This window comes from Mycobacterium lehmannii (assembly GCF_002245535.1).
In the GTDB taxonomy this organism is placed as follows: domain Bacteria; phylum Actinomycetota; class Actinomycetes; order Mycobacteriales; family Mycobacteriaceae; genus Mycobacterium; species Mycobacterium lehmannii.
This window is the reverse complement of sequence record NZ_NKCN01000007.1, coordinates 174,278-194,986: the sequence shown is the minus strand read 5'-3', so window position 1 is coordinate 194,986 and position 20,709 is coordinate 174,278. Positions and strand designations below refer to the sequence as shown.

The window sequence follows — 20,709 nt, the reverse complement described above, 5'->3', positions numbered from 1 at the left end:
GGCTGGACGCCAGAAAACGCCGGAGAAGGGGCGCACACATGCAACTCGGCCTGGTCGGTCTCGGCAAAATGGGCTTCAACATGCGCGAGCGCCTGCGCGAAGGAGGCCATGAGGTCGTCGGTTACGACCCGAGACCGGAAGTGACCGACGTGCCCACGCTCGCGGCCCTGGCCGAGGCCCTCGACGCCCCGCGGGTGGTGTGGGTCATGGTGCCCTCGGGACCGATCACCCACGACACCATCACCGCCCTGGCCGAGGAGCTCAGTGAAGGTGACCTGGTCATCGACGGTGGCAATTCCCGCTACACCGAGGACGGACCGCACGCAAAACTGTTGGGCGAGAAGGGAATAACCTTCATCGATGCCGGCGTTTCCGGCGGCGTGTGGGGTCTGACGGAAGGTTACGGGTTGATGGTCGGCGGCAGCGACGCCGACGTCGAACGCGCGATGCCGATCTTCGACACGCTGCGACCCCCGGGGCCGCGCGAAGACGGGTTCGTGCACGCTGGGCCGGTCGGTGCGGGCCACTACGCGAAGATGGTGCACAACGGCATCGAGTACGGCTTGATGATGGCCTACGCCGAGGGTTATGAGCTGTTGGCGGCCGAAGAACTGATCACCGACACCCAGGCCGTCATCCAGGCATGGAGCAACGGCACCGTCGTACGGTCCTGGCTGCAGCAGCTGCTGGCCAAGGCGCTGAAGGAAGACCCGGAATTCGGTGAGATCAGCGGCTACACCGAGGATTCCGGTGAGGGCCGGTGGACCGTCGAGGAAGCGATCAGCCACCGGGTGCCGATGCCGGTGATCGCGGCTTCGCTGTTCGCACGGTTCGCTTCGCGGCAGGAGGACTCGCCAGCGATGAAGGCGGTCTCTGCTCTGCGCAACCAGTTCGGTGGGCACGCGGTCAAGCGGGTCAGCGAGTCGGGGTAGGCGGTCGCGTCGTGTACGTCCGCCGCCTGGCGTTGACCGACTTTCGATCGTGGCCGCGCCTCGAACTGGATCTCGAACCAGGCCGAACTGTGTTCGTCGGCCCTAACGGCTTCGGGAAGACGAATATCATTGAGGCGCTGTGGTATTCGTCGACGCTCGGATCACACCGGGTCGCCACCGACGGCCCCCTGATCCGGACCGGCGCCGAACGCGCGGTGGTGTCGACCATCGTCGTCAACGAAGGCCGGGAACTGTCGGTGGACCTGGAGATCACGGCCGGGCGTGCCAATAAGGCACGTATCAACCGCTCCCCCGTTCGCTCCGCCCGCGAGATTCTCGGCGTGCTGCGGGCCGTGCTGTTCGCACCGGAGGACTTGGCGCTGGTGCGCGGAGACCCCGGTGAGCGGCGCCGCTATCTCGACGAACTCGCCACCACCCGGCGTCCGCAGGTCGCCGCGATCCGCGCGGACTACGACAAGGTGCTGCGCCAGCGGACCGCGCTGCTGAAGACGGCATCCGGTGCTCGATTCCGCGGCGACCGAGGCGTTTTCGACACCCTCGAGGTGTGGGACGGCCACCTCGCCGAGAAGGGCGCAAAGCTCATCGCGGCGCGGGTAGATCTGGTCAACCAACTGGCACCGGAGGTGGAGAAGGCATATCAACTGCTGGCGCCGTCGTCGCGGCCGGCGGGAATTCGCTACCGCAGCGGGGTGGACGTGGTGGAAGCAGAGGCGGCGGCGGGCACCGCTGACGCGGAGATGTTCGAGGCCGCCCTACTCGATGCGTTGGCGCGTCGGCGCGACGCCGAATTGGAACGCGGCGTGTGCCTGGTGGGGCCCCACCGCGACGATCTCGAACTGCGGTTGGGCGATCAGATCGCCAAAGGCTTTGCCAGCCATGGCGAATCATGGTCGATGGCGTTGTCGCTGAGGCTGGCCGCCTACGAACTACTACGCGCCGAAGGGAGCGATCCGGTGTTATTGCTCGACGATGTGTTCGCCGAACTGGACAAGGCGCGCAGGCAGGCACTGGCAGCCGTCGCGGGCTCGGCCGAGCAGGTCCTGGTCACCGCGGCGGTCTCAGAGGATGTCCCGGCCGACTGGGATGCGCGCAGGATTGGAGTCACGATGCGCGACGACGATTCCGGACGAATCTCGGTGGTGGAGCCATGACGTCGCCCGAGGATGAAGTGAAGCCGCCCGAGCACCTGGCCAACCTGCGCGGTATGGATCTGGTCCGGCGCACGCTCGAGGAAGCGCGCGGTGCGGCGCGCAGCCAAGGTAAGGAGGTCGGGCGCGGGCGCGGTGCGGCACCTCGAAGGATCGCCGGTAACAGCCGTCGGCGGTGGTCGGGTCCCGGCCCGGACTCACGCGATCCCCAGCCGTTCGGACCTGCGGCCAGTGACCTGGCCCGCAACCGCGGATGGTCCGGCCGCGTCGCCGAGGGTGCGGTGTTCGGTCGCTGGCCCGGCGTTGTCGGTGAGGGCATCGCCGCGCACGCGACGCCGACGTCACTCAACGACGGTGTGCTGACCATCTCCGCGGAGTCCACCGCGTGGGCGACGCAACTGCGGATGGTGCAGGCGCAGGTGCTGGCCAAGATCGCGGACGCAGTGGGCGACGGCGTCGTGAAGTCACTCAAAATTGTCGGACCGGTCGCGCCGTCGTGGCGAAAGGGCCGCTATCACATCGCCGGCAGAGGACCGCGCGACACCTATGGATAGCGGCGGGAACCGCCGTTGCCTGAATGGCGCGAGGACGCCGCAATCCTAGTTCTCAAGCGTCCTCAGGCACCCGAGATCGAGAAATTCCACAGGCGGCCCAAATAGGTGTGCAGAAACGCCGCCTCAGAGTCGGTGCTGTCAAGCTCTGCCGGTAGGATGGAAGCAGATCCGCAGGCGGTGGTCGACCGCCTCGCCAGCCTTCCCCGGCAAGAGACCAAGGAGACCCGTCCAACGTGGCTGCCCAGAAGAAGAGTGCTCCCAAGGAGTACGGCGCCGATGCAATCACCATTCTCGAGGGTCTCGAAGCCGTCCGCAAACGTCCGGGCATGTACATCGGGTCCACCGGCGAGCGGGGTCTGCATCACCTGATCTGGGAGGTCGTCGACAACGCCATCGACGAGGCGATGGCCGGCTACGCCACCAGGGTGGACGTGAAGATCCTCGCCGACGGCAGCGTCAGCGTGACCGATGACGGGCGCGGCATCCCCGTCGAGAAGCACAAGCAGGCGGGTATCCCGACAGTCGACGTGGTCATGACCCAACTGCACGCCGGAGGCAAGTTCGGCGGCGAGAACAGCGGTTATGCGGTTTCTGGCGGTCTGCACGGCGTCGGCGTCTCGGTGGTCAACGCGCTGTCCAGTCGGGTCGAGGTCACGATCCTGCGCGACGGCTCCGAGTGGTTCCAGTACTACGACCGCTCCGTGCCCGGCGAGCTCAAGCAGGGCGGCAAGACCAAAGAGACCGGAACGACGGTGCGGTTCTGGGCCGACCCCGACATCTTCGAGACCACCGAATACGACTTCGAAACCGTCGCTCGCCGGCTGCAGGAGCAGGCGTTCCTCAACAAGGGCCTCACCATCGAGTTGACCGACGAGCGGGTGACTGCCGAAGAGGTCGTCGACGAGGTGGTCAGCGACACCGCCGAAGCGCCCAAGACCGCCGACGAGAAGGCCGCCGAGAACTCGAAACCGCACAAGGTCAAGCACCGTGTCTTCCACTACCCCGGCGGCCTGGTGGACTTCGTCAAGCACATCAACCGGACCAAGACCCCGATCCAGCAGAGCATCATCGACTTCGACGGTAAGGGTCCCGGCCACGAGGTCGAGATCGCGATGCAGTGGAACGCGGGCTACTCCGAGTCGGTACACACCTTCGCCAACACCATCAACACCCACGAGGGCGGCACCCACGAGGAAGGGTTTCGGGCCGCATTGACGTCGGTGGTCAACAAGTACGCCAAGGACAAGAAGCTCCTCAAGGACAAGGACCCGAACCTCACCGGCGACGACATCCGCGAGGGGCTGGCCGCGGTGATCTCGGTGAAGGTCGCCGAACCGCAGTTCGAGGGCCAGACCAAGACGAAACTGGGCAACACCGAGGTCAAGTCGTTCGTGCAGAAGATCTGCAACGAGGAGTTGACGCACTGGTTCGACGCCAACCCCGCCGAGGCCAAGACCGTTGTCAACAAGGCGGTTTCGTCGGCGCAGGCCCGGATCGCCGCGCGTAAGGCACGGGAGCTGGTGCGCCGCAAGAGCGCCACCGACATCGGCGGACTGCCCGGCAAGCTCGCCGACTGCCGCTCCACCGACCCGCGCAAGTCCGAACTGTATGTGGTGGAGGGTGATTCGGCGGGCGGCTCGGCCAAGAGCGGCCGTGACTCGATGTTTCAGGCGATCCTGCCGCTGCGCGGCAAGATCATCAACGTCGAGAAGGCCCGTATCGACCGGGTGCTCAAAAACACCGAGGTCCAGGCGATCATCACCGCGCTGGGCACCGGCATCCACGACGAGTTCGACATCTCGAAACTGCGCTATCACAAAATTGTTCTGATGGCCGACGCCGACGTCGACGGCCAGCACATCTCGACGCTGCTGCTGACGCTGTTGTTCCGATTCATGAAGCCGCTCATCGAGAACGGCCACGTGTTTCTCGCCCAACCGCCGCTGTACAAGCTCAAGTGGCAGCGTAGCGAGCCGGAATTTGCCTACTCCGACCGCGAGCGCGACGGGTTGCTCGAGGAGGGCCGCAAGGCGGGCAAGAAGATCAACCCCGACGACGGCATCCAGCGCTACAAGGGGCTTGGCGAGATGGACGCCAAGGAGCTGTGGGAGACGACGATGGACCCGTCGGTGCGGGTGTTGCGGCAGGTGACGCTCGACGATGCGGCGGCCGCCGACGAGCTGTTCTCGATCCTGATGGGCGAGGACGTCGAGGCTCGCCGCAGTTTCATCACCCGAAATGCCAAAGACGTTCGCTTCCTTGATGTTTAGCGGTGACGTGACCGGCGCAAATTCAACCGATACTAAGGCTGACTGATGACTGACACGACGTTGCCGCCCGGCGACGAAGCAGGCGACCGCATCGAACCGGTCGACATCCAGCAGGAGATGCAGCGCAGCTACATCGACTACGCGATGAGCGTGATCGTCGGCCGCGCGCTGCCCGAGGTGCGCGATGGCCTCAAGCCCGTGCACCGGCGGGTGCTCTACGCGATGTTCGACTCCGGCTTCCGTCCCGACCGCAGCCACGCGAAATCCGCACGCTCCGTTGCCGAAACGATGGGTAACTACCACCCGCACGGTGACGCGTCGATCTACGACACGCTGGTCCGGATGGCCCAGCCATGGTCGTTGCGTTACCCGCTGGTCGACGGGCAGGGCAACTTCGGCTCGCCGGGCAACGACCCGCCAGCCGCCATGCGCTACACCGAAGCACGGCTCACTCCCCTGGCCATGGAGATGCTGCGCGAAATCGACGAGGAGACAGTCGATTTCATCCCGAACTACGACGGGCGGGTGCAGGAGCCCACGGTACTGCCGAGCCGGTTCCCCAACCTGTTGGCCAACGGCTCGGGCGGTATCGCCGTCGGTATGGCCACCAACATTCCGCCGCATAACCTGCGTGAGCTGGCCGACGCGGTGTACTGGTGTCTGGAGAACTTCGACGCCGACGAGGAAGCCACGCTGGCCGCGGTCACCGAACGCGTCAAAGGCCCGGACTTCCCCACCTCGGGCCTGATCGTGGGGTCCCAGGGCATCAGCGACATGTACACCACCGGCCGTGGGTCGGTGCGCATGCGCGGCGTCGTCGAGATCGAGGAGGACAGCCGCGGCCGCACCGGCATCGTCATCACCGAGCTGCCGTATCAGGTCAACCACGACAACTTCATCACCTCGGTCGCCGAGCAGGTCCGCGACGGCAAGCTTGCCGGGATCTCCAACATCGAGGACCAGTCCAGCGACCGCATCGGGCTGCGCATCGTCATCGAGATCAAACGCGATGCGGTCGCCAAGGTGGTGCTCAACAACCTCTACAAGCACACCCAGCTGCAGACCAGCTTCGGGGCCAACATGCTGTCCATCGTCGACGGCGTTCCGCGGACGTTGCGCCTCGACCAGCTGATCCGCCATTACGTGAATCACCAACTCGACGTGATCGTGCGGCGCACCCGCTACCGGTTGCGCAAGGCCAATGAGCGGGCCCACATCCTGCGCGGGCTGGTCAAGGCGCTCGACGCGCTCGATGAGGTGATCGCGTTGATCCGGGCGTCGGAGACCGTCGACGTGGCGCGCCAAGGCCTGATCGAGCTGCTCGACATCGACGACATCCAGGCCCAGGCGATCCTGGACATGCAGCTGCGTCGCCTGGCCGCACTGGAACGGCAGCGCATCGTCGACGACCTGGCCAAGATCGAGGCCGAGATCGCCGACCTCGAGGACATCCTGGCCAAGCCCGAGCGGCAGCGCGCGATCGTGCGCGACGAGCTCAAAGAGATCGTCGACAAGTACGGCGACGACCGGCGCACCAGGATCGTGGCCGCCGACGGTGAGGTCGCCGACGAGGATCTGATCGCCCGCGAGGACGTCGTCGTCACGATCACCGAGACCGGCTACGCCAAGCGCACCAAGACCGACCTGTACCGCAGCCAGAAGCGCGGCGGCAAGGGCGTGCAGGGCGCCGGGCTCAAGCAGGATGACATCGTCAACCACTTCTTTGTCTGCTCGACGCACGACTGGATCCTGTTCTTCACCACTCAGGGCCGGGTCTATCGCGCCAAGGCATACGAACTGCCCGAGGCGTCGCGCACCGCTCGGGGCCAGCATGTGGCGAACCTGCTGGCGTTCCAGCCCGAAGAGCGGATTGCGCAGGTCATCCAGCTCAAGACCTACGAGGATGCGCCGTACCTGGTGTTGGCCACCCGCAACGGTCTGGTGAAGAAGTCGCGGCTGGTGGACTTCGACTCCAACCGCTCCGGCGGCATCGTCGCGATCAACCTGCGCGACGGCGACGAACTGGTGGGTGCGGTGCTGTGCTCGGCCGACGACGACCTGTTGCTGGTGTCGGCCAAGGGTCAGTCCATCCGGTTCTCGGCAACCGACGAGGCGCTGCGGCCGATGGGCCGGGCGACCTCCGGTGTGCAGGGCATGCGGTTCAACACCGACGACGAGCTGCTGTCGCTGAACGTGGTGCGGCCGGATACATATCTGCTGGTCGCCACCTCCGGCGGGTACGCCAAGCGCACCGCGATCGAGGAGTACCCGGTGCAGGGCCGCGGCGGTAAAGGGGTACTGACGATCCAATTCGACAAGCGCCGTGGCAATCTTGTGGGTGCGTTGATCGTCGATGACGACACAGAGTTGTACGCCATCACTTCCGGTGGGGGCGTCATCCGGACGGCGGCTCGCCAGGTTCGCAAGGCCGGGCGGCAAACCAAGGGCGTTCGGTTGATGAACCTGGGTGAGGGCACGACACTGATAGCCATCGCGCGCAACGCGGAGGAAGGCGACAGCACCGACGAGGTCAACACCGACCCCGGTGCCTGATCCGGGGACGGGACCAGTGAGGAGCCGTAGGTGAGTTCACCGAACGAGCCGGGACGCCCCCGCGGGGGCGACAGTCCAGGCGGCGCCAACGGCTCCGCGACCAACCAGGACGCCCTCGGCACGCGGTCCGAGGTTCCCGACCGCGCCGAGGTGCCGCCATGGCAGCGCGGCCCCGCGGCGCGGACCGCGCAGCCGGGTCAGCGGCCTCCGGAGCCACCGCGGCGGGCTCCTGGGCCGGGCCCGCGCGAGGGCGGCCAGGGCGACGACGGGCATCCACCTGAGCGGACAGCCGAGGACCAGCGCGGCAATCCGAACCACTCCCCCAATGTCGGTGGCCGACCGAACCGCTTCATGGTGGGCGGTTCGACACCGACTGAAGAGGTGCCGGCGCGCAGCGAGCGGCCCGAGTCACCGTCACCACGGCCTGAGGCATACGCGAGCGAGCTACCGGACCTGTCCGGGCCGATGCCGCGCCCGGCGCAGCAGCGTAAACCCGCCGACCGCCCGCACCAGGAACCGGGAAGCCGGCCCCCGTCCGCCGCCCGCGTCCAGGTCGGCGCGCGGCATAAGGGCCCGGTGCGGGCCAGCATGCAGATCCGCCGGATCGACCCGTGGAGCACGCTGAAGGTGTCGGCGGTGCTGTCGGTCGCGCTGTTCTTCGTGTGGATGATCGCCGTCGCGTTCCTGTACCTCGTGCTCGGCGGGATGGGCGTGTGGAGCAAGCTGAACACCAACGTCGGCGACCTGCTCACCAGCGCGGGCGGTGGTTCCGGCGGTGAGCTGGTGTCCAGCGGAACCATCTTTGGCGGTGCCACGCTGATCGGGTTGGTCAACATCGTGCTGCTGACCGCGATGGCGACCATCGGCGCGTTCATCTACAACCTGACCACGGACCTGGTCGGCGGCGTGGAAGTCACGCTCGCCGACCGGGATTGATGTCGGCCCGCCGACGGGACTGATTGTCGGCCCGCCGACGGGACTGAGGCGCACACCGCGGTTTGGGCGCGAGCCCACGATTGCGGTAATCTCGTCGCTCGGCCATGCAGGCGGTACGGGGCTATAGCTCAGGCGGTTAGAGCGCTTCGCTGATAACGAAGAGGTCGGAGGTTCGAGTCCTCCTAGCCCCACGGAAAGGTTCACACCATGAGGCGGGTGCTGCTGATCGCCACGGCGATCGTCGCGGCAGTCTCCGTCGCGGTCTGGCGCTCGCGCCACGGCATCGAGGTGTGGCACGCGGCGCCCGATGCGCCGCCAGCAGACCAGGGGCCTTAGCTCAGTTGGTAGAGCGCTACCTTTGCAAGGTAGATGTCAGGAGTTCGATTCTCCTAGGCTCCACTTCGATTCCCGCCCGGCCCTGATCGCTTCAGGGTTTCGGCGTCACTTCCACACTCGGCGGCAGCGGCGAGGGCTCCGGCTGCGTCGACCGGCGCACGATCGAGAACGCCACCGCTCCCCCGGCGACCGCGATGACGCCGGCGGCCGCCAACACCAGCCGACGCCTGCGCTGCCTGGTCTTCGCCGCACGCGCCGGGGCCGCTCCTTGCAACACCTGGGAAACGGCTTCCTGCGCCGCGACGAGCTCCTGCGCGATCGCCTGTTGCGCGGCGGCCAGGTCCTCGCTCAGCTGAGCCTTGATGCGGCCCCGGCGATACCGGTCCCCCACCCACGCCGCCGAGGACTGTGCACCGTTGACCCCGAGACCCAGAGCCCCGCGTGTGACATCGACCGGCCCGACCGCCGTGTACTTCAGGCCGCGGCTCAACCGCTGGCCGGGGGTCAACCGGATCTCGGTCCTGGTGCTCATGGGCGTGCCTTTCTCGCGGCCGGGGTGCGACCACAACAGCCTGCCATTTACCGGAACCCAACGGTGCCGGAAGGGCGCCGAAGGCGGCGTGGCACACTGACATCCCGTGACGAGCCCCATTCAGACAGCGACCGCGACACTGCACACCAACCGCGGCGACATCAAGATCGCACTCTTCGGTAACCATGCGCCCAAGACCGTGGCCAACTTCGTCGGCCTTGCGCAGGGAACCAAGGACTACAGCGGTGAGAACGCATCGGGCGGCACGTCCGGACCCTTCTACGACGGCGTGGTCTTCCATCGCATCATCGACGGCTTCATGATCCAGGGCGGCGACCCCACCGGTACGGGTCGCGGCGGGCCGGGCTACAAGTTCGAAGACGAGTTCCACCCCGAGTTGCAGTTCGACCGGCCCTACCTGCTGGCCATGGCCAACGCAGGACCCGGCACCAACGGCTCGCAGTTCTTCATCACGGTGACCAAGACCCCGCACCTCAATCGCAAGCACACGATCTTCGGCGAGGTCGTCGACCCGGAATCGCAGAAGGTCGTCGACGCCATCGCGACCACCGCGACCGACCGCAGCGACCGTCCGACCGACCCGGTGGTCGTCGATTCGATCACGATCGCCTGATTTAAACACCGGCCTACGCGTCGCCGAGACGACGGTTTCTGACGGATTTCGCGCCGTACGTGTCAGAAACCGTAGTCTCGCGCGCCTGTACGTCTGCTAGTCAGGAGCGGGGGCGGCGTAGCCGGCCTGGGTCAGCGCGTCGAGCACGTGCAGCGGGTCGGTGCCCAGATCCCAACGGGTGAACACGATCAGGTCCCCGCTGTGGGTGTCGATCTCGAGTAGCCGGACTTTGCGGGCCAACCGGCGGAACTCGGTGATCCGGATCAGTTTGATCTCGGCGCGTGGCAAAACCTTGGTGCCGAACCACCCGCGGCTGACGAGGACGTCATTTTTGATTGCCAGCTTGGGTCGCGCGCGCCACGAGAAGATTGCAAACACGAGCAAACCCACCCCGGCAACGCCCCCGAGAAGACGCCCCGGCGGGTCTGTGATCAGGCTCACAGCGACGGTAGCCAAGATAATTCCGCCTACGGCGCATGCGGCGATGCCACCGACGGGTGGGCTCCACTGAGTTTGCTGCACGCGTTCTCCACACCCTTCCACCGGGATGTATGCGGTTATCCACAAGTGCTATCCCCAATGGGGATGAATCACATCAGTGTGATCCGATTACCGGACGGTTGCTGGCAGGGTAACGCCAGGCGACGAGGTTGAATTCATTCGAGGGGGAAGAATCTCAGCGCCACCGCATGGTGAGCAACAGCCCGGTAATCATGAAGGCAAAGGCGATCGCGTAGTTCCACGGGCCCAGCTCGGCGAGGAACGGGATGGCCGACGATGCCAGCTGAAAGACCAGCAGCCAGACCAAACCGATCAGCATCAGGCTGACGAACAGCACGACGAACCAGGTGCTCGACGGCCCGGCTTTGACCTTGACGGGCGTACGGCTCACCGGGTTGGCGGCGAAGTCGTTCTTCTTGCGGACCTTGGACTTGGGCATGGGTGACCTTCGGGACTACTTCGGAACTACTTGAGTGCGACGATGTACCTACGAGCCTAACGTAGGTCCGGCACACCAGAGTCAGGGAAGCCAGTTGCAGCGGTCGCATCGTCGGAAGCCGACACCGAAGGCGGTCGGTCGGCGGTCGACGTCGTGGCGGTACGGGGTGCCGGTGGTGTGTCTGCTCGCCGGCCTGCTGCTCGCCGCCACCCACGGTGTCTCCGGCGGCGACGAGATCCGCCGCAGCGACGCTCCGCGTCTGGTCGACCTGGTCCGCGAGACCCAGCAGTCCGTGGACCGGCTCAGCGCAGAACGCGATGCGCTGGTGTCGACCGTCGACAGCCACCATGGGGGCAGCCCGGGCGCGGATGCGGCACTGACCGCGATCACCGCACGCTCGGCGCGGTTGGCCGCCGAGGCGGGCCTGGAACCGCTGCGTGGCCCAGGCCTGGTCGTCACGCTCAACGACGCGCAACGCGACGCCGAGGGCCGCTTCCCCCGCGACGCCACCCCCGACGACCTCGTGGTGCACCAGCAGGACATCGACGCTGTGCTGAACGCGTTGTGGAGTGCGGGGGCCGAGGGCATTCAGATGCAGGACCAGCGCATCATCGGCACGTCCGCGCCCAGATGCGTCGGCAACACCCTGCTGCTCAACGGGCGCACGTACAGTCCGCCCTACGTCATCACCGCGATCGGCGACGCGCCCGCGATGCAGGCGGCGTTGGCCGCTGCTCCCCTGGTCACGCTCTACCGCCAGTACGTGGTGCGGTTCGGCCTGGGTTATTCGGAAGATCCGCGGGCGTCGGTCGAACTGGTCGGCCACAAGGAACCGCTGCGGATGCAGTTCGCCAAGCCCGCGGGCCCGATCGGATATTGAGCGGAGCCTGCGCCGGTGTGGCACGTCGCACCTGCGCAATCCGATAGGCCGAATGCGTAACCAGTAACCTGTGCTGATGCAGGTCTTGGTCGTCGACAACTACGACAGCTTCGTGTTCAACCTGGTGCAATACCTCGGTCAGCTCGGGGTGCAGGCTCAGGTGTGGCGCAACGACGACGACCGACTGGCCACCGATGCCGATATCGCCAAGGCCGCCGCTGATTTCGACGGAGTGCTGCTGTCCCCCGGCCCAGGCACGCCTGAGCGGGCGGGCGCCTCGATCCCGCTCGTCAAGGCGTGCGCCACGGCCGGTACCCCGCTGCTGGGCGTCTGCCTCGGGCATCAGGCGATCGGCGTCGCGTTCGGCGGCACCGTGGACCGTGCACCCGAACTGCTGCACGGGAAGACCAGCGTCGTCCACCACACGAATTCCGGTGTGATGCAAGGGCTTCCGAATCCGTTCACCGCTACCAGGTACCACTCGCTGACGATCCTGCCCGACACGGTGCCCGACGAACTCGAGGTCATCGCGCGCACTGAAGGCGGCGTCATCATGGCTGTGCGCCATGTCGGGTTGCCGATCCACGGCGTGCAATTCCACCCCGAGTCGATCCTGACCGAGGGTGGTCACCGAATGTTGGCGAACTGGCTGGGCTACTGCGGCGCAGCGCCTGCCGAGTCCCTGGTTCGGCAGCTGGAAGACGAAGTCACCAGCGCCATCGCCGCGGGCCGCGAAGCGGCTACGACGCGAAGCTCAGCGTGATCGTGTCCCCGAAGTTGACGCCGCTGCCGGGCGCCGGGCTCTGAGTCACCACCGCGTTGGTGCGCTGACCGCTGTTCTGCACGTCGGCGCCCTTGTCCAGGAAGCCCGTCCAGCCCAGCGCTCGTAGCCGCGGCTCCGCGTCCGTCCAGAACATGCCCCGCAGGTCGGGCATCAGGAACTGGTTGCACGCCGAGAGCTGCAGCTGGATGGGCGCGTCGACCGCCGTGTCTTGGCCGGCCGCAGGCAGGGTGCCGATGACCTGTCCGCACGGTTCGGGGCTGTCGACCTGGACGGACACCACGTTGGTGAACCCGGCGGCGGTCAGGATCTGGCGCGCCGGCGCCTCCGGCTGGTTCTCGACGTTCGGCACGGGACGGCTCTGCGGACCGGAACCGACGATGATCGTGATCTCGTTGGTGATCGCGGACGTCTGGTTGGCCGGGGGATTGGTGCCCAGCACCTTGTCCTTCAGCTCGGGTGTCGACGGCGACGATGACGACTTGAACTTCTCGAAGCCGGCCTCTTTCAGCCGCTCCGTCGCCTGGGTGTAGGACAGATTCTTGACGTCGGGGACCTCGCGCTGCTCCGGGCCGGTGGAGACGTTGATGGTGATCTCCTCGCCCGCTTCGACCGACGAGTCGGCGCTGGGGTCGGTGCCGATCACGTGGTCGGGAGGCACCGTGGAGTCCGGGCGCTGTTGGGTCCTGGTCTTGAAGCCGCGGTTCTGCAGCTCGGCGATCGCGTCCGCCGACGGCTGACCGCTGACGTCGGGCACTTCGACGCTGCGGGTGGTTCCGCCGAACATGTTGATCGCGACGGTGACCACGACCGTGAGGACGGCCAGCACCGCGACCGCTGCCAGCCACCGGGCGACCGAGCCGCGACGGTCGCGGTCGGAGTCGTCGGGGGCCGGCACCGGTGGCATCGGGTCGATCGGCTCGGTGCGCTCGTGGCCCGTCGGCGCCGACAGCAGCGAGCTGCGTTCGGCGTCGGTGAACACCTTGGGCGCTTCCGGTTGTTCGCCGCTGTGCACCCGGACCAGATCGGCACGCATCTCGGCGGCGGTCTGATACCGGTTGTCGGGGTTTTTGGCCAACGACTTGAGCACCACCGCGTCCAGTTCGGGGCCGATCGCGGGATTGCGCTGCGACGGCGGTACCGGATCCTCACGGACGTGCTGGTAGGCCACCGCCACGGGCGAGTCACCGATGAAAGGTGGCTCCCCGGTGAGGATTTCGTAGAGCACGCAGCCCAGCGAGTAGACGTCGGAGCGGGCGTCTACCTTTTCGCCGCGGGCCTGTTCGGGCGAGAGGTACTGCGCGGTGCCGATCACCGCTGCGGTCTGGGTGACGCTGTTGGCGTCGGCCAGTGCCCGGGCGATGCCGAAGTCCATCACCTTCACCGCACCGGTCTTGCTGATCATGATGTTGGCCGGTTTGACGTCGCGGTGGATGATGCCGTGCTGATGGCTGAAGTTCAGCGCCTGGCAGGCGTCGGCGATCACCTCGATCGCCCGCCGCGCCTCCATCGGGCCGTCGTTGTGGACGATGTCGCGCAGCGTCACGCCGTCGACGTACTCCATGACGATGTAGGGCAGCGGGCCTTGAGGGGTCTCGGCCTCGCCGGTGTCGTAGACCGCGACGATGGCCGGGTGGTTGAGCGCCGCGGCGTTCTGGGCCTCGCGACGGAACCTCAGATAGAAGCTCGGGTCGCGGGCGAGGTCGGCGCGCAGCACCTTGATCGCGACGTCGCGGTGCAGCCGTACGTCGCGCGCGAGGTGGACCTCGGACATGCCGCCGAAGCCGAGGATCTCGCCGAGCTCATAGCGGTCGGACAGGTGTTGCGGGGTCGTCATTGCAATGTCTGTTCTGGAGCCGAATACCGCTGGTAGGGCTCCTGTGCCGGGGCTGACAGCGATACCAGCGGCATTGCCGGTGACGCCATCGCCTGCGGTGTGGTTACCCCTGATTGTCCATCACCACCGCCATCGCTTTCGCGGACGGTCCGGTCCGGAAGCGCCTCCGGTGCCGCGAAGGGGGTGGTCTCGGTGATCGTGTTGGTGATCGTCGGCGGCGGGGTTTGCCGGTCCTGGCGGTCCTGGGCGTTGAGCACGATCAGGATCGCGATGATGATCGCCAACGCTCCCAACACGCCCGCGGCCCACAACAGCGCGCGCTGGCCGGAGGAGAACGTCCGCCGCGGCGGGGGAGGCCGATGGCTGCCCGTCGCCGAGCGCTGGCGGGCGGCGGTGGCCGGGGCGCGCCCGGTCATATCGGCGGCGGCGCGGGCCTGCGTGGCCGACGGCACGGCGGTGGGCGCGGCCCGTCCGATGGAGGGCGCGGCGTTCGGCCGCGGCGGGCGCCGTCCGGAGCGCACCGCCGCCACCGCGTCGGCGAACGCACCACCGGAGCGGTAGCGCATGCCGGGGTTCTTGACGAGCGTGATCTCGATCAGCTCGCGCACGTTGGGCGGCAGGTCGGCGGGAAGCGGGGGCGGCGTCTCCTTGATGTGCTTCATCGCCACCGTCAGCGCACCGTCACCGGTGAACGGCCGCTTACCCGAAACCGATTCGTAGCCAACGACTCCCAGCGCGTAGACATCGCTGGCCGCGGTGGCATCGTGGCCCAGCGCCTGCTCGGGGGCGATGTACTGGGCGGTGCCCATCACCATGCCGGTCTGCGTGACGGGTGCGGCGTCGACGGCCTTGGCGATGCCGAAGTCGGTGAGCTTGACCTGGCCCGTCGGCGTGATCAAGATGTTGCCCGGCTTCACGTCGCGGTGCACCAAACCCGCGGTGTGGGCGACCTGCAGGGCCCGGCCCGTCTGCTCGAGCATGTCGAGCGCATGGCGCAGCGACAACCTGCCGGTCCGTTTGAGCACCGAGTTCAGCGGTTCACCGTTGACGAGCTCCATCACCAGGTAGGCGGTGCGCCCCTCGCCGTCCATATCGGTCTCGCCGTAGTCGTACACGCTGGCGATGCCGGGATGGTTGAGCATGGCGACGGTGCGGGCCTCGGCGCGGAACCGTTCGACGAACTCGGGGTCGGTGGAGTACTCGGCCTTGAGCACCTTCACCGCGACGCTGCGGCCCAGCCGCGAGTCCACGGCCTCCCAGACCTGTCCCATGCCGCCGGTGGCGATCAACCGCTTCAACCGGTAGCGCCCCGACAGCGTCACTCCTACGCGAGCCGTCATACGGCCCCCTGGTCACATGCCGCGCAGACGGCTTGCTGCCGGGCTGTCATGAGCCCTCCCGCAGGGCCGCGGCGATCGTGGCCCGGCCGATCGGAGCGGCCAGCGCGCCGCCGGTCGCCGACAGCCGGTTACCGCCGTTCTCGACCAGAACCGCGACCGCCACCTTGGGGGCCTGGGCCGGGGCGAAGGCGATGTACCAGGCATGCGGAGGGGTGTTACGTGGATCGGTACCGTGCTCCGCTGTGCCGGTCTTGGATGCGATCTGCACGCCGGCGATGGCTCCCTTCTGCTGAGTCACCTGCTCGGCGGCGACCATCAAGTCCGTAAGTGTATCGGCGACCTGCTCCGACACCGCCCGGCGCTGCTCCTGCGGCGCCGTCGTGGCGATGTTCGCGAGGTCCGGTCCCTTCAGGTTATCGACCAGATACGGCTTCATCGCCACTCCATTGTTGGCGATGGCCGCGGCGATCTGGGCGTTCTGCAGGGGTGTGAGCGCGACGTCCTTCTGCCCGATGCTCGACATGCCCAGGGCGGCGGCGTCGGGGATGGGACCGACGCGGGACTCGACCACCTGCAGCGGGATCGTCGGCGCCGGTGCGTCGAGCCCGAACCCGCGCGCCGTCGAACGCAGTGCGTCCGCGCCGGTGTCGATCCCCAGTTCGACGAACGCGGTGTTGCAGGACCGGGAGAACGCCTCCCGCAGCGACGTGGTGGGCCCGCCGCCGCAGGCCGAGCCGCCGAAGTTCTCCAGCGTTGCGGTGCTGTCCGGCAACGGAATTCGCGGTTCCGCGGTGAGCTGCGTGTTCACCGTCGCGCCGCGCTGCAGCGCCGCCGCGGTGGTGATCACCTTGAAGGTCGACCCCGGCGGGTAGGTCTCGGAGATCGCCCGGTTCAGCAGCGGCGATTCGGCGTCGTCGCGCAGGCGCTGCCACGCCTCGGTCTGGGCGGCCATGTCGTGGGTGGCCAGCAGATTCGGGTCGTAGGACGGCGACGACACCATCGCCAGGATCTTGCCGGTCGACGGCTCGATGGCCACCACCGAACCCTTGCACGGACCGTCGCAGCCCTCTTCCAGCGCGTCCCAGGCCGCCTGCTGCACCTGCGGCTTGATCGTGGTGTCGACGTTTCCGCCGCGCGGATCGCGGCCGGTGAAGAAGTCGGCGAGTCTGCGGCCGAACAGGCGCTCGTCAGAGCCGTTGAGGATGGAGTCCTCGGCGCGTTCCAGCCCGCTGCTCGAGTACTGCAGCGAGTAGAAGCCGGTGACCGGGGCGTAGGCCAGCGGATTGGGATACACCCGCAGGAAGCGGAACCGGCCGTTGGTGGACACCGAATACGCCAGCAGCTGGCCGCCCGCGGAGATCTGCCCGCGCTGCCGGGAGTACTCGTCGAGCAGCACCCGCTGGTTGCGCGGATCCGAGCGCAACCCGTCGGCCGTCAAGACCTGCGTCAGCGTGGCATTGCCCAACAACAGCACGATCAAGGCCATGACCGTGACGGCGATGCGGCGCAGCGAGGTGTTCATACTTTTTCGATCACCTCGGTGCTGGCCGCCGCGATCGGGGTGGGTGTCTGTGGTCCGGCGATGATCGGGCGCCGCGCGGCGTGCGAGATGCGCACCAGGATTGCCAGCAGCACGTAGTTGGCCAGCAGCGACGAGCCGCCGTAGGACAGCCACGGCGTGGTCAGCCCGGTCAGCGGAATGAGTTTGGTGACACCGCCGACGACGATGAACAGCTGCAGCGCGAGCGTCGAGGCCAGGCCCGCGGCGAGAAGCTTTCCGAAGCTGTCCCGCACGGCGATCGCGGTGCGCAGGCCGCGGATGATCACGATGGTGTAGAGCATGAGCACCGCGGCCAGCCCGACCAGACCGAGTTCCTCACCGACCGCGGCGATGATGAAGTCGGTCGACGCGGCGGGAACCGTGCCGGGCTGACCGTTGCCGAGGCCGGTGCCGAAGATGCCCCCGGTGGCGAAGCTGAACAACGACTGCACCATCTGGTAGCCCGCGCCGTCGGGATCGGCGAACGGGTCGAGCCACGTCTGCACCCGCACCTGCACGTGGTCGAAAAGGTGATATGCCACAACGCTTCCCGCGGCGAACAAGGCCAGCCCGATGACGACCCAGCTGAGCCGGTCGGTCGCCGCGTAGACCAGCACCAGAAACGACGCGTACAGCAGCAGCGAAGTGCCGAGGTCCTTCTCGAAAATCATCACGCCGACCGAGGCGATCCACGCGGCCAGCAGTGGCGCGAGGTCACGGGGCCGGGGCAGATCCATGCCGAGGACGTGTTTTCCGGCGCTGGTGAACACACTGCGCTTGGAAACCAGGACCGCGGCGAAGAAGATCAGCAACAGAATCTTGGAGAACTCGGCGGGCTGAATCGAGAAGCCCGGCAACCTGATCCATATCTTGGCGCCGTTCTGTTCGGACAACGCGCGCGGCAGCACGGCGGGGATGGCCAGCAGGACCAGGCCGCTGAGCCCGCACACGTAGCCGTAGCGGGCCAGCAGGCGGTGGTCACGAAGAAAGATCACGATGAGCGAGAACCCGACGACGCCGAGCAGGGTCCACAGCATCTGCTGGTTCGCCGTGCCGCCGAGGCCGTCCTGGGACAGTTCGCCCGCGGCAAGGTCGAGGCGGTGAATCATCACCAGCCCCAAGCCGTTCAGCAGCGCGACGACCGGCAGCAAGAGCGGATCGGCGTACGGGGCGAAGCGTCGTATCGCAAGGTGTGCACCGCTGAAGAGCGCCATGTACGCGACGGTGTAGCGCGCGAGATCCCAATGCAGTCCCTGTTCCTGGTTCGCCTCGACGAGCAGGAGCGCAAGGGTGGTGATGACGGTGGCGAAACCCAGCAGGAGCAGTTCGGCGTTGCGCCGGTTGGGAAGTGGAGGCGCGACGGAGACGGCGGACTGCGGTTGGGTCGTCATGAGACTTCCCGGCAGTTGACTCCCGGCTCGGGTGGCGGAGGCGGCAGCGCGGTGACGGTCGGGGGTGGCGGCGGTTTGGGAGCCGGCGACTCCGGAGATTCGGGCGGCGGCGGTGTGCCCGGTTCGGCCCGCGGAGACTCCGGCGCAGGTGGCGGTTTCGGTGTCGGAGGCGGCGGCGTCACCGTTCGGGGGGTCTCGGGTGCCGGGGTGCCATCCTCACCACGAGGGGGCGGATTGTTCGGCAGGCCAGGTGAATTCGGCGGCCCCGGACTGTGCGGCGCAGTCGTGCGCGGCGCCGGTGGTGGCGGCGGCGTGCAGATCGGCAGCAGAGAATCGCGCGCCAACTGGTTGATCTGGGTGATCGCCTGATCCTCCGACCCGGTCGGCAGACCGGAGATGACCTGCCGCTGTTCGGACGGTTTGAGGTCGCTGACCCGAAATGGCTGACAGTCGCGCGGTTCCTGGCCGGGACTGATGAGGGTCAGCCCGTTGCGTTCGGTCAGGCAGCCCTTTCGGTACGGCTCCTGCAGCGGATAGCCGAGGATCGATCCGGGCACACCTCGCATGATCGAGACGACGTCGTCATGGGCGGTGACGTAGAAGTTGCTGCGGATGATCTCGCGACCGACGGCCAGTCCGGCCAAAACGACCAGTACCACGAGGGCGGCGGCGATGAACATTCGCCGCCGCGACTTGGGCGGTCGCGGCGGTTCCTCCGGTTCCGGTAGCGCGCGCTTGGCTTCGTTGCGTCGCGGGTTGAACGCCGACGCGCGACCGGCCGCGGTGTTGGGTGGTGGTTGGTCATCATCACCCGATACCGCACCGGCGATGATCGGCTGGGTCTGCCCGTAGTCGTAGGCGTTGTTGTCGATGACATCGGCAACCACGACGGTGACGTTGTCGGGACCGCCGCCGCGCAGCGCCAATTCGATGAGCCGGTCGGCACTTTCGGCGACATCGGAGATCTGCAGCGCTTCGAGGATGGTCTCGTGGCTGACCGGGTCAGACAGGCCGTCGGAGCACAGCAGATAGCGGTCGCCTGCGCGCGCCTCCCGCATGATGAGCGTGGGCTCGACCTCGTGGCCGGTCAGCGCGCGCATGATCAACGACCGCTGCGGATGGCTGTGCGCCTCCTCGGCGGTGATGCGGCCCTCGTCGACGAGCGTCTGGACGAACGTGTCGTCTTTGGTGATCTGGGTGAGCTCCCCGTCGCGCAGCATGTAGCCGCGCGAGTCACCGATGTGCACCAAGCCAAGCCGGTTGCCCGCGAACAGGATTGCGGTCAACGTGGTGCCCATGCCCTCGAGCTCGGGGTCGGCCTCCACGTGCGCGGCGATCGCGGAGTTGCCCTCGCGCACCGCGGCGTCGAGCTTGCTCAGCAGGTCGCCGCCGGGTTCGTCATCGTCGAGGTGGGCCAGGGCGGCGATCACCAGCTGAGAGGCCACTTCGCCGGCGGCGTGCCCACCCATACCGTCGGCCAGCGCCAGCAGGCGGGCGCCGGCGTACACCGAATCCTCGTTGTTCGCCCGAACCAGGCCGCGGTCGCTGCGCGCGGCATATCGAAGCACCAGGGTCACGGGCGCAGCTCGATTACCGTCTTGCCGATCCGAACCGGCGTGCCTATCGGAACGCGTACCGCCGTCGTCACCTTCGCCCTGTCGAGGTATGTGCCGTTGGTCGATCCTAGGTCCTCGACGTACCATTCCGAACCTCGAGGCGACAGCCTCGCGTGGCGCGTCGAGGCGTAGTCGTCGGTCAGGACCAACGTCGAGTCGTCGGCCCGCCCGATCAGGACCGGCTGACTGCCGAGAGTGATGCGGGTGCCGGCCAGCGCACCCTCGATGACCACCAGATGACGGGCCACGTTACGGCGGGCACGGTTGGGTAGCAGCGAGGCGCGCAGCGGCAGCCCGCGCCGCACCATGACGGCCCCGGTGGGGGCGTAGAGATCCGTCCGCAGGATTCGCAGCACCGACCAGATGAACAGCCATAGCAGCAACAGGAATCCGACGCGCGTCAGTTGCAGTACCAACCCCTGCATCTGACGTCCTCTCCGTCTCCATCCCGTTCAGCCGCCTCGGCAC

At 67.3% G+C, this 20,709-nt stretch carries 19 protein-coding genes and 2 tRNA genes; 12 read left to right on the top strand and 9 right to left on the bottom strand.

Translation table 11 applies throughout. The features are described 5' to 3' along the window. The first annotated feature begins 2 nt into the window (after window positions 1–2). From gnd to CEX87_RS10880, 9 genes are all read left to right on the top strand, one after another. Entirely contained in the window at window positions 3–932 is a 930-nt protein-coding gene (gnd, locus tag CEX87_RS10915; protein ID WP_269845538.1) for a phosphogluconate dehydrogenase (NAD(+)-dependent, decarboxylating), read from the top strand. A gap of 11 nt (window positions 933–943) precedes the next feature. Then, complete coding sequence (gene recF / locus CEX87_RS10910; RefSeq protein WP_064424880.1) at window positions 944–2,104, top strand: DNA replication/repair protein RecF; 1,161 nt, start codon at window positions 944–946, stop codon at window positions 2,102–2,104. Continuing rightward, on the top strand, window positions 2,101–2,655 hold the full coding sequence (locus tag CEX87_RS10905) for a DUF721 family protein (RefSeq protein ID WP_064394689.1): 555 nt from the start codon (window positions 2,101–2,103) through the stop codon (window positions 2,653–2,655). The genes recF and CEX87_RS10905 overlap by 4 nt, the downstream gene beginning before the upstream one ends. Window positions 2,656–2,888: 233 nt before the next feature. Continuing rightward, the gene (gene gyrB / locus CEX87_RS10900; RefSeq protein ID WP_064394688.1) at window positions 2,889–4,925 is read left to right on the top strand and encodes a DNA topoisomerase (ATP-hydrolyzing) subunit B; all 2,037 of its coding nucleotides are present in this window, start codon (window positions 2,889–2,891) and stop codon (window positions 4,923–4,925) included. A gap of 45 nt (window positions 4,926–4,970) precedes the next feature. Further along, the gene (gyrA, locus tag CEX87_RS10895; RefSeq protein WP_094287087.1) at window positions 4,971–7,478 is read left to right on the top strand and encodes a DNA gyrase subunit A; all 2,508 of its coding nucleotides are present in this window, start codon (window positions 4,971–4,973) and stop codon (window positions 7,476–7,478) included. Window positions 7,479–7,508: 30 nt separating this feature from the next. Next, a complete protein-coding gene (locus tag CEX87_RS10890; RefSeq protein ID WP_064417735.1) occupies window positions 7,509–8,414 on the top strand; it encodes a DUF3566 domain-containing protein in 906 nt (301 codons plus the stop codon). Window positions 8,415–8,531: 117 nt separating this feature from the next. Then, window positions 8,532–8,605: transfer RNA gene (locus CEX87_RS10885), tRNA-Ile, on the top strand. 16 nt (window positions 8,606–8,621) lie between these two features. After that, window positions 8,622–8,750 carry a hypothetical protein gene (locus CEX87_RS27830; protein WP_109395601.1) on the top strand — a complete coding sequence of 43 codons (129 nt, stop codon included), beginning with the start codon at window positions 8,622–8,624 and terminating at the stop codon, window positions 8,748–8,750. Next, window positions 8,741–8,813: transfer RNA gene (locus tag CEX87_RS10880), tRNA-Ala, on the top strand. The genes CEX87_RS27830 and CEX87_RS10880 overlap by 10 nt, the downstream gene beginning before the upstream one ends. A 28-nt stretch (window positions 8,814–8,841) precedes the next feature. Here the strand turns inward: CEX87_RS10880 and cwsA are convergent. Beyond that, window positions 8,842–9,282, bottom strand: a complete 441-nt coding sequence (cwsA, locus tag CEX87_RS10875) for a cell wall synthesis protein CwsA (RefSeq protein WP_064394685.1) — start codon at window positions 9,280–9,282, stop codon at window positions 8,842–8,844. 106 nt (window positions 9,283–9,388) lie between these two features. Here cwsA and CEX87_RS10870 point away from each other — a divergent pair, with 106 nt between their 5' ends. Next, a complete protein-coding gene (locus CEX87_RS10870; RefSeq protein ID WP_064346142.1) occupies window positions 9,389–9,916 on the top strand; it encodes a peptidylprolyl isomerase in 528 nt (175 codons plus the stop codon). A 96-nt stretch (window positions 9,917–10,012) separates the two neighbouring features. Here CEX87_RS10870 and CEX87_RS10865 read toward each other — a convergent pair whose 3' ends face one another. Next, window positions 10,013–10,438: a PH domain-containing protein gene (locus CEX87_RS10865; RefSeq protein ID WP_064417721.1), complete on the bottom strand. Its 426-nt coding sequence runs from the start codon at window positions 10,436–10,438 to the stop codon at window positions 10,013–10,015. A 154-nt stretch (window positions 10,439–10,592) separates the two neighbouring features. Beyond that, on the bottom strand, window positions 10,593–10,856 hold the full coding sequence (gene crgA, locus CEX87_RS10860; protein WP_064394683.1) for a cell division protein CrgA: 264 nt from the start codon (window positions 10,854–10,856) through the stop codon (window positions 10,593–10,595). Window positions 10,857–10,950: 94 nt separating this feature from the next. Between crgA and CEX87_RS10855 the strand changes: the two genes are divergently transcribed. Together CEX87_RS10855 and CEX87_RS10850 are read left to right on the top strand one after the other, a co-directional pair. Further along, on the top strand, window positions 10,951–11,736 hold the full coding sequence (locus CEX87_RS10855; protein WP_082693595.1) for a DUF881 domain-containing protein: 786 nt from the start codon (window positions 10,951–10,953) through the stop codon (window positions 11,734–11,736). A 76-nt stretch (window positions 11,737–11,812) separates the two neighbouring features. Next, window positions 11,813–12,499, top strand: coding sequence for an aminodeoxychorismate/anthranilate synthase component II (locus CEX87_RS10850; RefSeq protein ID WP_094287105.1), 687 nt, complete (start codon window positions 11,813–11,815; stop codon window positions 12,497–12,499). Here the strand turns inward: CEX87_RS10850 and pknB are convergent. The 6 genes from pknB to CEX87_RS10820 are packed head-to-tail and all read right to left on the bottom strand — an operon-like array spanning window position 12,477 to window position 20,666. Beyond that, a complete protein-coding gene (pknB, locus tag CEX87_RS10845; protein ID WP_064417720.1) occupies window positions 12,477–14,354 on the bottom strand; it encodes a Stk1 family PASTA domain-containing Ser/Thr kinase in 1,878 nt (625 codons plus the stop codon). The genes CEX87_RS10850 and pknB overlap by 23 nt on opposite strands. Beyond that, entirely contained in the window at window positions 14,351–15,694 is a 1,344-nt protein-coding gene (locus CEX87_RS10840; RefSeq protein ID WP_094287086.1) for a protein kinase domain-containing protein, read from the bottom strand. Before CEX87_RS10840 ends, pknB begins: the two co-directional genes overlap by 4 nt. 46 nt (window positions 15,695–15,740) lie before the next feature. Beyond that, the gene (gene pbpA / locus CEX87_RS10835; RefSeq protein WP_064417718.1) at window positions 15,741–17,216 is read right to left on the bottom strand and encodes a D,D-transpeptidase PbpA; all 1,476 of its coding nucleotides are present in this window, start codon (window positions 17,214–17,216) and stop codon (window positions 15,741–15,743) included. Beyond that, window positions 17,213–18,625 carry an FtsW/RodA/SpoVE family cell cycle protein gene (locus tag CEX87_RS10830; protein WP_064417717.1) on the bottom strand — a complete coding sequence of 471 codons (1,413 nt, stop codon included), beginning with the start codon at window positions 18,623–18,625 and terminating at the stop codon, window positions 17,213–17,215. Before CEX87_RS10830 ends, pbpA begins: the two co-directional genes overlap by 4 nt. Beyond that, window positions 18,622–20,202, bottom strand: coding sequence for a PP2C family protein-serine/threonine phosphatase (locus tag CEX87_RS10825; protein ID WP_064424887.1), 1,581 nt, complete (start codon window positions 20,200–20,202; stop codon window positions 18,622–18,624). Before CEX87_RS10825 ends, CEX87_RS10830 begins: the two co-directional genes overlap by 4 nt. Further along, on the bottom strand, window positions 20,199–20,666 hold the full coding sequence (locus CEX87_RS10820; protein ID WP_064394676.1) for an FHA domain-containing protein FhaB/FipA: 468 nt from the start codon (window positions 20,664–20,666) through the stop codon (window positions 20,199–20,201). Before CEX87_RS10820 ends, CEX87_RS10825 begins: the two co-directional genes overlap by 4 nt. Between the last annotated feature and the right edge of the window lie 43 nt (window positions 20,667–20,709).